This window comes from Paraburkholderia sp. GAS38 (genome assembly GCF_050434965.1).
GTDB lineage: Bacteria > Pseudomonadota > Gammaproteobacteria > Burkholderiales > Burkholderiaceae > Paraburkholderia > Paraburkholderia phenazinium_A.
In genome coordinates this window covers 129,005-143,731 of sequence record NZ_JBNDJO010000010.1, presented here as the reverse complement: position 1 = coordinate 143,731, position 14,727 = coordinate 129,005, and the positions used below count along the sequence as shown (strand labels likewise).

Annotated in this window: 15 protein-coding genes; 10 read left to right on the top strand and 5 right to left on the bottom strand. The window is 64.7% G+C overall.

Translation table 11 applies throughout. The features are described 5' to 3' along the window. Positions 1-25: 25 nt before the first annotated feature. Positions 26-1,291 carry a tRNA epoxyqueuosine(34) reductase QueG gene (gene queG / locus P3T42_RS22975; RefSeq protein ID WP_429307334.1) on the bottom strand — a complete coding sequence of 422 codons (1,266 nt, stop codon included), beginning with the start codon at positions 1,289-1,291 and terminating at the stop codon, positions 26-28. A 17-nt stretch (positions 1,292-1,308) separates the two neighbouring features. On the opposite strand from queG, the gene tsaE reads away from it, so the two are divergent. Both tsaE and P3T42_RS22965 read left to right on the top strand, forming a co-directional pair. After that, positions 1,309-1,866 carry a tRNA (adenosine(37)-N6)-threonylcarbamoyltransferase complex ATPase subunit type 1 TsaE gene (tsaE, locus tag P3T42_RS22970; protein ID WP_429307333.1) on the top strand — a complete coding sequence of 186 codons (558 nt, stop codon included), beginning with the start codon at positions 1,309-1,311 and terminating at the stop codon, positions 1,864-1,866. Further along, positions 1,848-3,404 (top strand): N-acetylmuramoyl-L-alanine amidase, encoded by a 1,557-nt coding sequence (locus P3T42_RS22965; protein ID WP_074300631.1) that lies wholly within the window; start codon positions 1,848-1,850, stop codon positions 3,402-3,404. The genes tsaE and P3T42_RS22965 overlap by 19 nt, the downstream gene beginning before the upstream one ends. Positions 3,405-3,410: 6 nt before the next feature. On the opposite strand, the gene P3T42_RS22960 is transcribed toward P3T42_RS22965, so the two are convergent. Next, positions 3,411-4,292, bottom strand: a complete 882-nt coding sequence (locus P3T42_RS22960; RefSeq protein ID WP_074300632.1) for an EamA family transporter — start codon at positions 4,290-4,292, stop codon at positions 3,411-3,413. Between the two features lie 119 nt (positions 4,293-4,411). Between P3T42_RS22960 and P3T42_RS22955 the strand changes: the two genes are divergently transcribed. Both P3T42_RS22955 and trxA read left to right on the top strand, forming a co-directional pair. After that, entirely contained in the window at positions 4,412-5,293 is an 882-nt protein-coding gene (locus P3T42_RS22955) for a pirin family protein (protein WP_074300633.1), read from the top strand. A gap of 164 nt (positions 5,294-5,457) precedes the next feature. Next, positions 5,458-6,306, top strand: a complete 849-nt coding sequence (trxA, locus tag P3T42_RS22950; protein ID WP_074300634.1) for a thioredoxin — start codon at positions 5,458-5,460, stop codon at positions 6,304-6,306. Here trxA and tcdA read toward each other — a convergent pair. Beyond that, positions 6,303-7,157 carry a tRNA cyclic N6-threonylcarbamoyladenosine(37) synthase TcdA gene (tcdA, locus tag P3T42_RS22945; protein ID WP_429307332.1) on the bottom strand — a complete coding sequence of 285 codons (855 nt, stop codon included), beginning with the start codon at positions 7,155-7,157 and terminating at the stop codon, positions 6,303-6,305. The two genes, trxA and tcdA, sit on opposite strands and share 4 nt — an antisense overlap. A 339-nt stretch (positions 7,158-7,496) precedes the next feature. Here tcdA and pdxH point away from each other — a divergent pair, with 339 nt between their 5' ends. From pdxH to P3T42_RS22930, 3 genes are all read left to right on the top strand, one after another. Then, positions 7,497-8,138, top strand: coding sequence for a pyridoxamine 5'-phosphate oxidase (gene pdxH / locus P3T42_RS22940; RefSeq protein ID WP_074300636.1), 642 nt, complete (start codon positions 7,497-7,499; stop codon positions 8,136-8,138). A 150-nt stretch (positions 8,139-8,288) separates the two neighbouring features. Next, positions 8,289-9,503: a class I SAM-dependent methyltransferase gene (locus P3T42_RS22935; protein ID WP_429307331.1), complete on the top strand. Its 1,215-nt coding sequence runs from the start codon at positions 8,289-8,291 to the stop codon at positions 9,501-9,503. Positions 9,504-9,576: 73 nt separating this feature from the next. Next, the gene (locus tag P3T42_RS22930) at positions 9,577-10,779 is read left to right on the top strand and encodes a DUF72 domain-containing protein (protein WP_429307330.1); all 1,203 of its coding nucleotides are present in this window, start codon (positions 9,577-9,579) and stop codon (positions 10,777-10,779) included. Here P3T42_RS22930 and msrA read toward each other — a convergent pair. Beyond that, on the bottom strand, positions 10,766-11,314 hold the full coding sequence (gene msrA, locus P3T42_RS22925) for a peptide-methionine (S)-S-oxide reductase MsrA (RefSeq protein ID WP_429307329.1): 549 nt from the start codon (positions 11,312-11,314) through the stop codon (positions 10,766-10,768). The genes P3T42_RS22930 and msrA overlap by 14 nt on opposite strands. Positions 11,315-11,593: 279 nt before the next feature. On the opposite strand from msrA, the gene P3T42_RS22920 reads away from it, so the two are divergent. Beyond that, positions 11,594-12,103, top strand: coding sequence for a flavin reductase family protein (locus P3T42_RS22920; protein ID WP_074300640.1), 510 nt, complete (start codon positions 11,594-11,596; stop codon positions 12,101-12,103). Positions 12,104-12,152: 49 nt separating this feature from the next. Here the strand turns inward: P3T42_RS22920 and P3T42_RS22915 are convergent, their stop codons facing one another. Beyond that, a complete protein-coding gene (locus P3T42_RS22915; protein ID WP_074300641.1) occupies positions 12,153-12,668 on the bottom strand; it encodes an Lrp/AsnC family transcriptional regulator in 516 nt (171 codons plus the stop codon). A 131-nt stretch (positions 12,669-12,799) separates the two neighbouring features. Between P3T42_RS22915 and kynB the strand changes: the two genes are divergently transcribed. Together kynB and kynU are read left to right on the top strand one after the other, a co-directional pair. Next, positions 12,800-13,441, top strand: a complete 642-nt coding sequence (gene kynB / locus P3T42_RS22910) for an arylformamidase (protein WP_429307328.1) — start codon at positions 12,800-12,802, stop codon at positions 13,439-13,441. Between the two features lie 25 nt (positions 13,442-13,466). Continuing rightward, positions 13,467-14,717, top strand: coding sequence for a kynureninase (gene kynU, locus P3T42_RS22905; protein ID WP_074300643.1), 1,251 nt, complete (start codon positions 13,467-13,469; stop codon positions 14,715-14,717). Positions 14,718-14,727 lie beyond the last annotated feature (10 nt).

The window sequence follows — 14,727 nt, the reverse complement described above, 5'->3', positions numbered from 1 at the left end:
AACCCCGCTACTGTACGCCGCCTGCTTACGCGGCTTCAAGCGCCCATTCGACGTGCTCGCGCACGAGCGGCGACGGATCTTCCACACGACGGCGCAAGGCGTCGACAATCGCCGCTCGCGCGCCGCCGGCGAAGCTTGCCGGATCGGCACGCAGCGCGTTGCCCATGCCGACCGCCAGATTGCGCAGCCAGCACTCGTAGCCGATGCGGCGAATCGCGCTGCCCTGCATGCGCGTATCGAACTCGTCGGCGCTCCAGTCGAACAGATCGACCAGCGTCGCGCGATCGAGTCCGTGCCGCACGTCGAAATCGGCAACCGGCGCGGCCTGCGCAAACTTGTTCCACGGACAGACCAGCTGGCAATCGTCGCAGCCATACACACGATTACCGATCAGCGGGCGCAAATCCGGCGGAATACTGCCTTTCAGTTCGATGGTCAGATAGGAAATGCAAAGACGCGCGTCGACCTTATAAGGCGCGACGATCGCGCCGGTCGGGCACGCGTCGATGCAGCGCGTGCAACTGCCGCAATGGGCGCCGGGCGTCTGCGGCGCGTCGTCCGGAGAAGTCTCGGCGTCGGTCGGCAGCGGCACGTCGACATAGATTTCGCCGAGGAAAAACAGCGAACCGGCGTCGCGTTGCAACAGTAACGTATGCTTGCCGCGCCAGCCGACGCCCGCCTTCTGCGCGAGTTCGACCTCGAGAACCGGGGCGGAATCGGTGAACACGCGGTAGCCGTAGGCGCCGATTTCCGCTTCGATCTTTTCGGCGAGCTGCTGCAGGCGGTTGCGCATCACCTTGTGATAATCGCGGCCCCGCGCGTAGATCGAAACCACCGCCGCCGCAGGATCGCCAAGCCTTGCATGCTCAACGGCGCGCCAGTTGCGCCCTTCCTGCTGCGGGCTTTCACCGGCCTTTCCAGCTTCTTCCGCGGGTGACGAACGCGAGGGCGAATGTGAAGACAAATGCGCGGGCAAATAGGCCATCCGCGCACTGATGACGCGTCGCGTATGGGCCACAAGCTCTGCGGGCCGCGCGCGTTTCATCCCATGTTTAGCCATATAATCCATCTCGCCGTGGCAGCCCTCTTCGAGCCATGCGGCAAGATTAGCCTCGGCAGCGGAGAGATCGGTATCGCTGATGCCGACCGCCCCGAAACCTAGTTCGCGGCCCCACGCCTTGATGCGCAGGGCAAGCGCCGCCAGCGCCGCTTCATCGAAACGACGCATGGCAGGCGCATCGTCATCGGACGCAGGCGTGCAGGAAACGGGGGACTCCGGACTTCGGTTCATCACGCCATTTTACGAGAATGCCCGACAACTCCGATCTCTCGATCCAACCGCCTGCCGCCGTCCTGCTCGAGCGTCACTTTGCGCTCGCGGACGAAGCCGCCACCAGTGCGTTCGGCGTGCGCTTCGCAGAGGCCATCGAGGGCGTGCGCAAAGCGCACCAGGCGCATGGCGGCCACGCGGCATTTCACGGCCTGCAGGTGCAACTGACGGGCGACCTCGGCGCGGGCAAAACCACCCTCGTGCGCGCCACGTTGCGCGGCCTCGGTCACACTGGGCGGGTGCGCAGTCCCACCTATACGCTCGTCGAACCGTATGCGGTCGAAAGACCCGATGGGGAACTTGAGCTCTATCACTTCGATCTGTACCGTTTCACCGATCCGGCCGAATGGGCCGACGCCGGCTTTCGCGAGTACTTCGACAGCGGCGCGGTTTGCCTCGTCGAATGGCCGCAACGCGCGGGCGGTCTGCTAGGCGTGCCGGATCTTGTTTTCTCGCTCGATGTGGATGGCGACGGCCGGCTGCTGATTGCCCGGGCGTACAGCGAATCAGGAAAAGCATGTCTAGAAAGATGTTAATCAAACCATTTCGCTCGATCGAGTCCGCCGCTACCGCAACGCATAACTGGCGGCGCCGGCAGATTCTCCGCGCCGGCGCCTCGACGCTCGTGCTCGGCCTCGTTGCGCCGCGCCTCGCCTGGGCCAGCTCGGTGCTCGGCGTGCGGGTCTGGCCGGCGCGCGACTACACCCGCGTGACGATCGAATCCGATCAGCCGCTGCAGAACACCCAGCAACTGCTGCAAGGCCCCGACCGCCTGGTGGTCGATCTGAACGGCCTCGATCTCGACCAGGCGCTCAAGGACCTGGTGTCGAAAATCACGCCGAACGATCCGCAGATCCAGGCGGTACGTGTCGGCCAGTATCAACCGCATGTGGTGCGGATGGTGTTCGATCTGAAAGGCTCGGTGAAGCCGCAGGTGTTCACGTTGCCGCCGGTCGGCTCGTACAAGTACCGGCTGGTGTTCGACCTGTACCCGGCGGTCGCACCGGATCCGATGATGGATTTGCTCGCGCAGAGCGAGCACAAGCAGCAGCGCCTCGATGAAAATAACGCGCCGCCCAGCACGTTGAGCGGCCCCGGCACCACACCGCCCACCGCCGACAACAGCGAGGCGTTTTTCGACCGCTACGCGCAGGACAACGGCAGCGCTCCGGATGCGCCGCGGCCGCCCGTGCACAGCGCACCCGTGCCCGCGCCGCGAGCGCTGGCCCAGGCGCCGACGCCCAGCAAGCCGGCGGCGCCGCCGAGCGCACTGGCCAACAACAACGGCAACAACAGCGATAGCGGCGACAGCGCCGACGACACCTACGCCTTCACCACACCGAAGTCCGGCAAGAGCGGCACGGTGCGTCTCCTGACCGTGGCGATCGACCCGGGTCATGGCGGCGAAGACCCTGGCGCGATCGGCAGTGCGGGCACCTACGAGAAGCACATCGCGCTCGACATCGCGAAGAAGCTGCGCGCCAAGATCGATGCGCAGCCCAACATGCGCTCGATGATGACGCGCGACGACGATTTCTTCGTGCCGCTGAACGTTCGCGTGCAGAAAGCGCGGCGCGTCGGCGCCGACCTGTTCGTGTCGATCCACGCGGACGCGTTCACCACGCCGCTCGCACGCGGCTCGTCGGTGTTCGCGCTGTCGGACCATGGCGCATCGAGCGCCGCGGCGCGCTGGATGGCGAACAAGGAAAACTCGTCGGACCAGATTGGCGGGATCAACATCAAATCGGACGACGCCGCGGTCAACCGCGCGCTGTTCGACATGTCGACCACCGCGCAGATCCGCGATTCGATGCGCTACGGCAACTTCGTGCTGAACGAGATCGGCGACATCAACAAGCTGCACAAGGGCTCGGTCGAACAGGCCGGCTTCGCCGTGCTGAAGGCGCCCGACATTCCGTCCATCCTCGTCGAGACGGCCTTCATCAGCAACCCGGACGAAGAGAAGCGCCTGAACGACGACGCCTATCGCGACCAGATGGCGTCCGCGATCCTGAAGGGCATCAAGCGGTACTTCGCGGCCAATCCGCCGCTGGCGAAGAACCGCATGACGTGAGGCGGCCTAGCGCGCCGGCACAAAACGCCGCACGAGCCAGCCGCCGAACACGTTCACCGCAAGACCGGCCATCACCAGCGCGGCGCCTGCGATCTGCGGCGTCGTCAGATGCTCGTCGAGAAACACCGAAGCGGACGCAAGACCGACAATCGGCACGAGCAACGAGAACGGCGCGACCTGGCTCGCCGGATAGCGCGCCAGCAGACGGCTCCAGAGGCTGTAGCCGAGCAGCGTCGCAATGAAGGCGAGATACACCACCGCGAAGATCGACGTGGCGCCGATGCCCGACAACGCAGCCACGATCCGCTGCGGCCCTTCGAACGCGTAAGACAGCGCAAGAAACGGCAGCGGCGGAATCAGGCTTCCCCACACGACCAGCCCCACCAGATCCACCTTGCCGACCTTCTTCGTGACGATGTTGCCGAGCGCCCACGAACCGGCCGCGCACAAGGTCAGCACGAAGCCGGCGAGGGTCATCGCGTGTCCGCCCTGCATGCCGATCACAGCGAGGCCGCCGGATGCAATGGCCAGCCCGACGACGTTCGGCGCGCGAAAGCGCTCGTGCAGGAAGACGCCGGCGAAGATCAGCGTGAAGAAAGCCTGCGCCTGCAGCACCAGCGATGCCAGACCGGCCGGCATGCCGACGTACATGGCGGAAAAGAGAAACGCGAACTGGCCGAACGAGATCGTCGCGCCGTAGGCGAGCAGCCAGCGCCAGGGCATCTGCGGGCGCTTGACGAAGAACACGGCGGGTAGCGCGGCGAGGCCGAAACGCAGCGCGCCGAGCAACATCGGCGGCACGCCGTGCAGGCCCACCTTGATCACGACAAAGTTGATGCCCCAGGCAATGACCACCACCAGCGCCAGCAGCAGATCCTTCGGCGCCATCGCCGTCTCCTTGTGTTGTTGTCGGAAGTGGGAGTTTAGCGGAGCCAGCCCCGCCGCAAACAGCACCATCCCCCGCACACCAGTAGAATGACCCCATCCACCACCCACCGAGCCTGCCCATGTCCTCCTCGATCAAAGCAGTCCTCAAGCCCCACTTGCGCGACGTCGGCGGCCTGACCGTCCGCCGCGTGTTGCCGGCGCTGGCGGCGCGCCTGATCGGGCCGTTCATCTTCTTCGACCACATGGGCCCCGCCACCCTCGAACCCGGCGTGGGCCTCGACGTGCGTCCGCATCCGCATATCGGCCTCGCCACCGTCACCTACCTGTTCGAAGGCGCGATCATGCATCGCGACAGCCTCGGCTCGGAGCAGAAAATCGTCCCCGGGGACGTCAACTGGATGACCGCCGGTCGCGGCATCGTCCACTCGGAACGCACGCCCCCCGAAGACCGCGCGAGCGGCCTGACGATGCACGGCATCCAGACCTGGGTCGCCTTGCCGCTCGACGCGGAAGAGATCGAACCGTCCTTCGAGCATCACGCCGCCGCGACGCTGCCCGAAATCGAACGCAACGGCGTCACGCTGCGCGTGATCGCCGGCACCGCGTTCGGTCAGACCGCGCCGGTAACGACGTTCTCAGGCACGCTCTACGTGGCCGCGCATTTCACGCCGGGCGGCGCCTTCGCGCTCGAACCCGAGCACGAGGAACGCGGCGTCTACCTGGTGGACGGCGATCTGGAGATTGACGGCGCGCCGCTCGAAGCCGGCCAGATGGCCGTTCTGGCGCTCGACGAAACCGTGACGCTCGCCAGCAGCGGCGGCGCCACCGTGATGCTGCTCGGCGGAGAAAAGCTCGATGGCGAGCGCTTCATCGAATGGAATTTCGTTGCCAGCTCGCGCGAGAAAATCGACCAGGCCAAACTCGCCTGGACGAATCAGGAAATGGGCAAAGTCCCGGGCGAAACGGAGTGGATTCCGCTGCCCGAACGCCCAGCGCACTGAAGGCACTGGACGCACGCCACACTAAACGCACTGAACGGAAGACGCGCACGGATGCGGCTTGAGCCGGGCTCGCGGGAGTCCCGCCGCAAGGCAGGAGGCGTGCATTGAAGCCGCTGCATTCGCCCCCATCTATACGCTCGACCTGTTATACCGACGAGGATGCAATGGAAACAACCCTGGCCACTTTCGAAAAAGACGTCATCACCGCCTCGACGCTTGCGCCGGTGCTGGTCGACTTCTGGGCGCCGTGGTGCGGACCGTGCAAGACGCTCGGCCCGATGCTGGAAAAACTCGAAGCCGAATATGCCGGCAAATGGCGCCTCGTCAAAGTGAACGTCGACGAGAATCAGGAACTGGCCGCGCACTTCCAGGTACGCAGCATTCCGCACGTCATGGCCTTTGCCGACGGCCAACCCGTGGACCAGTTTGTCGGCGTGCTGCCGGAAGGCCAGTTGCGCGCCTTCCTCGACCGGCTGGTGCCGCAAGGCGCCGACGCCGCACGCGCCGAAGCCCAGGCCGCGCTCGCCGAAGGCCGCCGCGAAGACGCTTACGACGCGCTCAAGGCCGGCCTAGCCTACGACCCGGGTTACGACGACGCGCGTCTCGATCTGATCGAACTGCTGCTGGAAGACAACCGCATCGACGAAGCGCGCAACGAGGTGGACCTGCTGTCGCCGAAGACCACCCAGGGCATCGACGCACGCTTCAACGCCATCAAGACGCGCCTCGACGCCGTGGATGCAGCCGCGGACCTGCCGCCCACCGACGCGCTGGAAGCCCGTGTCGCCGCCGAGCCCGCCGATCTCGAAGCCCGCTTCGACCTCGCCAGCGCGCTGATTGCGCGGCGCAACTATGCCGGCGCGCTCGAGCATCTGCTCGCCATCGTGCAGCGCGACCGCACGTTCCGCGACGACATCGGCCGCAAGACCATGCTGTCGGTGTTCGATCTCGCCGCCCATCAGCCGGAAATCGTCTCGCAGTGGCGGCGCAAGCTGAGCGCGGCGCTGTTCTAAACGGCTGCCAGCGCGCGCAGCACGTGTGCGGCGGCGGCGAACCCGAAGCTCGCCGTCACGCACACGCTCGAACCGAATCCCGCACAGTTCAAGCCGACCGGTCCGGTATGCCCCGGCGAAGTAGTGACGTGCTCAGCTTCCTCGTCGATGTCGCAAACGGCGGCTTCCGGGTAGATCAACGGTTCGTCCGAATACACCGCGCTCACCTTGAATCTGGCCTTCGGACCGCGCGGGAAATCATGCAGCTTGCGTAATTGCGCGCGCACCTTCGAGAGCAGCGGATCCTGAATCGTCAACGCCAGATCGTCGATGCGGATGCGCGTCGGGTCGAGCTGGCCGCCCGCGCCGCCCACCGTGATTAACGGCTGTTGCTGCTCGACACACCATGCGATCAGCGCGGTCTTGGTACGCACGCTGTCGATGGCATCGATCACGTAGTCGAAACCGCCGCCCAGCACCTTGGCGAAGTTGTCCGGCTCGATGAAGTCTTCCACCAGCCGCACGTCGCACAGCGGATTGATCTGCGCGATCCGTTCGGCCATTGCCTCGACCTTCGGCTTGCCGTAGTTGCCGTCAAGCGCGTGGATCTGCCGGTTCGTGTTGCTTTCCGCGACGTTGTCGAGATCGATCAGCGTCAGGCTGCCCACCGCACTGCGCGCCAGCGCCTCGGCCACCCACGAGCCGACCCCGCCAATGCCGATCACCGCCACGCTGGCACGCTCGAACGCCGCGAGCGCCGGCGCGCCATACAGCCGGGCAATGCCGCCAAACCGCCGCGCATGATCGGCGGCTTCAAAGCCGCCGGGGCTGGTAGTAAGATCGGAATGCGCGGTAGAACTGAGTGTCGACATGGTCAGGGGCTCGTTGGGATCGGGCAAAAAGCGGGTAAAGCAGCGGATAAAAGCAACGGGCATAAAACGCAAACCGCAGCAAAGTACACAGCAAACTGCGGCCAACCACGAAGCAAACTAAAAAGCAGACAAAACCTGTCAAGGCGCAAACGAGTCGCAGTCGGAAACACCGTTAAGAAACACACGCATGCGCCAATCCGGTATTTTGCCTGATCGCGTCACAACCGACGCTAAAGCCCTGCGTGGGCCTCGCTCAAGGCGCCGCACACCGTGTCACGCCGCACGCAGGAAATTTGTTCCTTAGCTATACTGGCCGAACTGTAGTGTTCGCATAAGAAGATGACCTCACTCGCCGAACTTCGGAAAAACTATTCGCTGGGTTCACTGGACGTGGCCGATGCCGACCGCAATCCGTTTCGTCAATTCGACGCATGGTTTGCGCAGGCCATCGACGCCAAACTACCCGAGCCGAATACGATGACGCTCGCCACAGTCGATTCGCGCGGCCGTCCGTCGGCCCGAATCGTGCTGATCAAGGCAGTCGACGAACGCGGGTTTGTGTTCTTCACCAATTACGAAAGCCGCAAGGGCCGCGAACTCGCGGACAACCCGCATGCGAGCCTGTTGTTTTACTGGATCGAACTGGAGCGCCAGGTGCGCATCGAGGGCCGCGTCGTCAAGGCGAGCGCCGCCGAAAGCGACCAGTACTACGAATCACGGCCGCTCGGTTCGCGCATCGGCGCGTGGGCATCCGAACAAAGTCAGGTAATTGAAAGCCGCGCGGTACTCGAAGCGCGGGAGAAGGCAATCAGCGCGCAATACGGCGAGCATCCGCCGCGGCCGCCGCATTGGGGCGGCTATCGCCTGATTCCCGACGCCATGGAATTCTGGCAAGGTAGGCCGTCGCGTCTGCACGACCGTCTACTCTATACACGTGCGGTAGAAGGGGGCGACTGGCAGATCGCCCGGCTGTCGCCCTGAACTTATATCAACGCCGGCGCGCCCGACTGCCGTAGAAGCAGCGCACGCACCGGCCAAGGTCGCGCGGCCATCAAGGCCCTGGAGTTACGCCACGGCACGCAGCGACCTGAAAAGCTTTGCTTTGTATTTCATCGGACACGGAGAAATCACATGTTCTGGGAGAAGAAGCTGGCGCAGTGGGTGGAAGAAGTGAGAACCAAGGCGAACCTGCCAGCGCGCCTTGTGCTGTGGGATGGTCAGCAACACGACTTTGGGCAGTTTGCCGCGCCCCAGGTCACGCTACACGTCAAGAGCGCTACGGCGCTGCCTTACCTGCTCGAACCGAGTCTCGACAATCTGGGCGAGGCGTACGTGAAGGGCAAGATCGACATCGAAGGCAAGCTGTCGGACATCATCAACGTCGGCTACTCGCTGGCCCGCAACACGGTCACGAACGCCAGCAAGCTTGCGCGCGTGCGACGCTACTTCAATCACTCGAAGTCGTCGGACAAGAAGGCCATTCAGTATCACTACGACGTCTCGAACGAGTTCTACCAGCTGTGGCTCGACGAGAACATGGTGTACTCGTGTGCGTACTTCGAAAACGGCGATGAAGATCTCGCCACCGCGCAGATCAAGAAGATCGACCACATTCTCACCAAGATCCAGTTGCAACCCGGTCAGCGCCTGCTCGACATCGGCTGCGGCTGGGGCGCGCTCGTGCTGCGGGCGGCGTCGAAATTCGGTGCGCAGTGCCTGGGCATTACGCTGTCGCAGAACCAGTTCGATCTGGCGACCGCACGCGTGAAAGCCGCCGGGCTGGAAGACAAGATCGAGATCCGCCTGCAGGACTATCGCGATCTCGAAGGCCAGTTCGACCGCATCACCAGTGTGGGCATGTTCGAGCACGTGGGCCGCAAGAACCTGCCGGGTTACTTCCAGAAGATGCATGACCTGCTGGTGGACGACGGCATCGCGATGAACCACGGCATTACCTCGTCGGATGCGGACAGCGGCGAGACGTCGCTCGGCGGCGGCGAGTTCATCGACCGCTACGTGTTCCCGGACGGCGAGCTGCCGCACATCAGCCTCGCGCTCGAGGCCATGCAGCGCGGCGGGCTCGAAGCAGTTGACGTCGAAAGCCTGCGCCGTCACTATGCGCACACGCTCGATATCTGGGCGGAGAATTTCGAAGCCCATGCGGAAAAAGCCCGCACGCTGGTCGACGACGAGAAATTCCGCATCTGGCGTGTGTATCTGGCCGGCTGCGCGTATGCGTTCGAGAACGACGACGTGTCGATCTACCAGGTGGTGTGCCGCAAGGCCGGCCGCAGCGCGAAGACCTTGCCGTGGTCGCGCCGGTACATGTACGACAAACCGCTGTGATGCGGTTGCGCCGGAGCACCGCACCGCCGCGCAGCCGCTCCGGCGCAACTTTTGACAGCAAGACCAGAAATCGATGGACGAAGGCGGAGCAAGCGAATTCCCGTTGCTGAACGACACGGCAGCGGAGCCACCGGAAGTAGATGCCGGGCAACTGGATCTGTTCGGCATGCCGGTTACTGCGCGTGCACGTGACGCGACAAGTGACTCAACTGCGGCGAAGGTGGGACCTGGGTCCGCGACGGACGTGGCAATCGGCAACGGCCCGCCGCCCGCCCCTACCGCCGGCAAAAAGCGCCGCACCCGCGACGTCCTCGCCGTCGAACCCTCAGCCGAAGTCCTGGAGATCGCCCGCAGCCTGCCGCCGCAGATCCATCTGGGCACCTCGACGTGGTCGTTCCCGGGCTGGAAAGGCATCGTGTACGGCGACGATTACAGCAACAGCAAACTGTCGCGCGACGGCCTCACCGCTTACGGCGCGCATCCGCTGCTGCGTACGGTCAGCATCGACCGCTCGTTTTATACGCCGCTCACCGTCACCGACTATCTGCGCTATGCGCAGCAGGTGCCCGACCACTTCCGCTTCATCGTCAAAGCGCCCGCTCTCGTCACGGATGCCACGGTGCGCGCCGAGCGCGGCGAACCGGTTTCGCTCAATCCGTGTTTTCTGAATGCGCAACTGGCCACCGACGAATTCGTGCGGCCCTGTCTCGACGGCCTCGGCACGAAAGCCGGCGCGCTGGTGTTCCAGTTTTCGCCGCTGCCGGATCAGATGCTGGCCGACCCGGCCGGCTTCATCGAACGTCTCGCCGAGTTTCTGGGCGCGTTGCCGCGTTTGCCGGAAGGTGCGTGGTATGCAGTCGAGATTCGCGACGCGTGCCTGCTGACGCCGCGCTTCATCCGGACGCTGAAAGCAGCCGGCGTGCGCTACTGCGTGGGTCTGCATGCGCGCATGCCCGACCCGCTGCGGCAGGCGGCGGCGCTCGCGCTGCTCGACGGAGAACCGGCCGGGCCGCTGATCGTGCGCTGGAGCCTGCACGGCGGCTTCAAATACGAACAGGCGAAGGCGAAGTACGAGCCGTTCGACCGCCTTGTCGACGAGGATCCGGCCACCTGCATGGCGCTGGCCGAACTGGCCGCGCGCTATGCCATCGCGGGGCAGCCGGTGGTGATTGCCGTCAACAACAAGGCGGAGGGGTCGGCGCCGCTAAGCTGCATCAAACTGGCGCGGGCGATCGCCGAGGCCTATGCCGCTCTACTCGCCCTCAACCCGCCCTGACCCGATGTGCGAATTTCTGACGAAACTTCGCGACCTTCGGCGCCACCACGACCGAGCAATAGCCCTGACTCGGATGCTGCGCAAAATAGTTCTGGTGATAGGCTTCGGCCGGCCAGTAGTTGCCGTCGAGCGGCAAGACCTGGGTGACGATCTGCCCGTGGTAGATGCCTTCGGCCGCCACCTCGCGGATCGCCTGCAGCGCCGTCTCGCGCTGCGCGTCGGCGTGCGTGAAGATCACCGAACGGTACTGCGTGCCGACGTCGTTACCCTGCCGGTTGAGCTGGGTCGGATCGTGGATCGCGAAAAAAATGTCGAGAATCTCGCGGTAGCCGATTCTGGCCGGATCGAATTCGACCTTCACGACTTCCGCGTGGCCGGTGTCGCCGTCGCACACCTGCTCGTAGGTCGGCCGCTGCGTCTTGCCGCCCGCATAGCCGGACTCCACCGCGGTGACGCCCTCGACGCTGAGAAACACGGCCTCGAGACACCAAAAACATCCGCCCCCGAGGGTGGCGACTTCATTTGTCTGAGTCATGCTGCCTGCTCCTGATTGATTGCCGCCCGCCGTTGTGCGGTGCCGCCCAGGCCGGGCGACATCGCGCTGCCGCCCTCGCACTCAACCTCTCGCGGCATCTACCGGTTCGTCGCATGAAGCGGGCCACGTCAATGACGACGGCCTAGGTTCACGGCCAGTCCGCCTGCGATTCCGTTAAAATTGGGACAAATCGCCGATTTTCTACATGACTTTCGATTCAATTTATTCCATTCGCGCCCGCTATGCGGCCACCCGGCCAAACCAGTGGACCCGCCTCCAATGAAGCGCGCCGTTCCGCCCGACTTCGACCAGCTCGCCTTTAAAAAGGCGCTGGGTCAGTTCGCCACCGGCGTCACGGTGATCACCACGCGTGCGGCGTCGGGCCAGTTGATCGGCATTACGGCGAGTTCGTTCAATTCGGTGTCGCTCGCGCCGCCGCTCGTGCTGTGGAGCCTCGCCACGCGCTCGGCGTCGATGCCGGCGTTCCAGGCGAACAGTCACTATGTGGTCAACGTGCTGGCCGCGTCGCAGCTTGAGCTGTGCAAGCGTTTTGCGACCGTCAAGGGCGACCGCTTCGAGGGTGTCTCGCACGCGGCGGGCGATTCCGGGATGCCGGTGCTCGACGGTGCGCTAGCGTGGTTTGAATGCCACAACCGCAGCCGCTACGAGGAAGGCGACCACGTCATTTTTGTGGGCGAGGTGGAACGCTGCGGCGTCCATGAGAATGCCGGCGACCTCGCGCCGCTGGTATTCCAGAGCGGGCAATTCCACGGATTGAAACCGCTGTAGAACTCCACCGGCGGTGCCCGGCGACGATTCCACCGCCGTTTCCCGCCAGTCAGTCGCCCGCGACCACGCTGCCGCGGGCCGCCGCCGCGGCCACCAGCGCCACCGGCACGCCCGAATCCTCCTTGAGCGTCTGCAGCACGATATTCGAGCGGATATCCATCACGCCGGGCGCCTTGTACAAGCGGTCCAGCACGAAATCCGAATAGTGTTTGAGGTTGTGCGCGAGCACCCGCAGCAGATAGTGGGTCTCGCCCGTCACCACGAACGCGCCGACCACCTCCGGCCAGTCGCGCAACGCCTCCGCAAAGCGCTCGTGCCAGTTTTGCTGGTCGTTGCGCATCGACACCTGCACGAACGCCTCCAGCTCGAAGCCCAGCACCTCGCGGTTCAGGCACGCCCGGTAGCGTTCGATGACACCCTGTTCCTCCAGCAGGCGCAGCCTGCGCAGGCAGGCGGAAGGCGAAAGCGAGATGCGCTCCGCCAGGTCTAGATTGCTGATCCTTCCTTCTTGCTGAAGCACCGTCAAGATACGGCAATCGGTGGCGTCGAGCGAGATCGCGTTCACATTCGGTCTCCCTTTCCTGTTTGCATCAAATTATGTTCCAACGGGGACCAAAAAACGAGATTTTTTCGCAAGCACATTTCCTGGCGGCCCGCCTATCATTCCTTGCATAGACCGCAAGAGACTAGGGAGACATGAACACACTCTGGGACATCACCCCCGCCATCGACACCGCAACGCCCGTCTGGCCGGGCGACACGCCGGTCGGCATTGAACGCGTCTGGCGCATGGAAGCCGGCTCGCCGGTCAATGTGGCCCGGCTCACGCTGTCGCCGCACACCGGCGCGCATACGGACGCTCCGCTCCACTATGACGCCGAGGGCGCCGCCATCGGCGCGGTGCCGCTCGACGCCTACCTGGGCCGCTGCCGCGTGATTCACTGCATCGGCGCCTCGCCGGTCGTGACGCCGGGGCAGGTGGCCGGCGCGCTGGACGACCTGCCGCCGCGCGTGTTGCTGCGCACCTACGAGCGCGCGCCGACCACGGCGTGGGACAGCGCGTTCTGCGCGGTCGCACCGGCGACGATCGACCTGCTCGCGGCGCACGGCGTCAAGCTGATCGGCATCGACACGCCGTCGCTGGACCCGCAGGACTCGAAGACGATGGACGCGCATCACCGGATTCGCGCCCACCGGATGGCGATTCTCGAAGGCATCGTGCTGGACGCCGTCGCCCCCGGCGACTATGAGCTGATCGCCCTGCCGCTGAAGTTCGCCACGCTCGACGCGAGCCCGGTACGCGCCGTCCTGCGCGCGCTGCCTGCCGCCAACACCTGATCACCGATTATTTGACTGGACCATCATGAACAACCGTGACGAAGCTGTAGCGCTCGACCGCGCCGACCCGCTTGGCTCCCTGCGCGACCAGTTCGCGCTGCCGACCACCACCATCTACCTCGACGGCAATTCGCTCGGCGTGCCGCCGGCCGCCGCGGCGCAACGCGCGCAGACCGTGATCGCCGCCGAATGGGGCGAAGGCCTGATCCGCAGCTGGAATAGCGCGGGCTGGTTCGCGCTGCCCCGGCGCCTGGGCAACAAGCTCGCGCCGCTGATCGGCGCGGCGCACAACGAAGTGGTCGTCACCGATACCATTTCGATCAACCTGTTCAAGCTGCTTTCCGCTGCCGTGCGGCTCGCGAACCAGCGCGACCCGAAGCGGCGCGTGATCGTCTCCGAACGCTCGAATTTCCCCTCGGACCTGTACATCGCGCAAGGCCTGATCGAACAGCTCGACCGGGGTTACGAACTGCGCCTCGTCGACGACCCGTCGGAACTGCCGGCGGCGATCGGCGACGACACCGCGATTGCGATGATCACTCACGTGAACTACCGCACCGGCTACATGCACGACATGGCGGCGCTCACGAAGCTGATTCACGATAAAGGCGCGCTCGCGCTGTGGGATCTGGCGCACTCGGCGGGCGCCGTGCCGGTGGATCTGAACGGCGTGGGCGCGGATTACGCGGTGGGCTGCACGTACAAGTATCTGAATGGCGGGCCGGGCTCGCCGGCGTTCGTGTGGGTGCCGCATCGTCATCAGAATGCGTTTGCGCAACCGCTGTCGGGATGGTGGGGTCATCGCGCACCGTTCGAGATGAATCCGGTCTACAAGCCCGATGACGGCGTGGGCCGCTTTCTGTGCGGCACGCAGCCGATGGTGTCGATGGCGCTGGTCGAATGCGGACTCGATGTGTTCCTGCAAACCGATATGCAGGCGATTCGCCAGAAATCACTCGCGCTCACCGATCTGTTTATCGAGCTGGTCGAATCGCGCTGCGCGGAGTTTCCGCTCAAGCTCGTCACGCCACGCGATCACAAGCAACGCGGCTCGCATGCGAGCTTTGAGCATCCGCATGGTTATGAGGTGATGCAGGCGTTGATTGCGCGTGGCGTGATTGGCGATTATCGGGAGCCGCATGTGTTGCGCTTCGGCTTTACGCCGCTGTATACGCGCTTTGTCGATGTGTGGGACGCCGTCGAGACGCTGCGGGAGGTGCTCGTCAAAGAGACCTGGCGAGCGCCGGAATTTGCCGCGCGCGGTGCGGTGACCTAAGGAGCGCGCG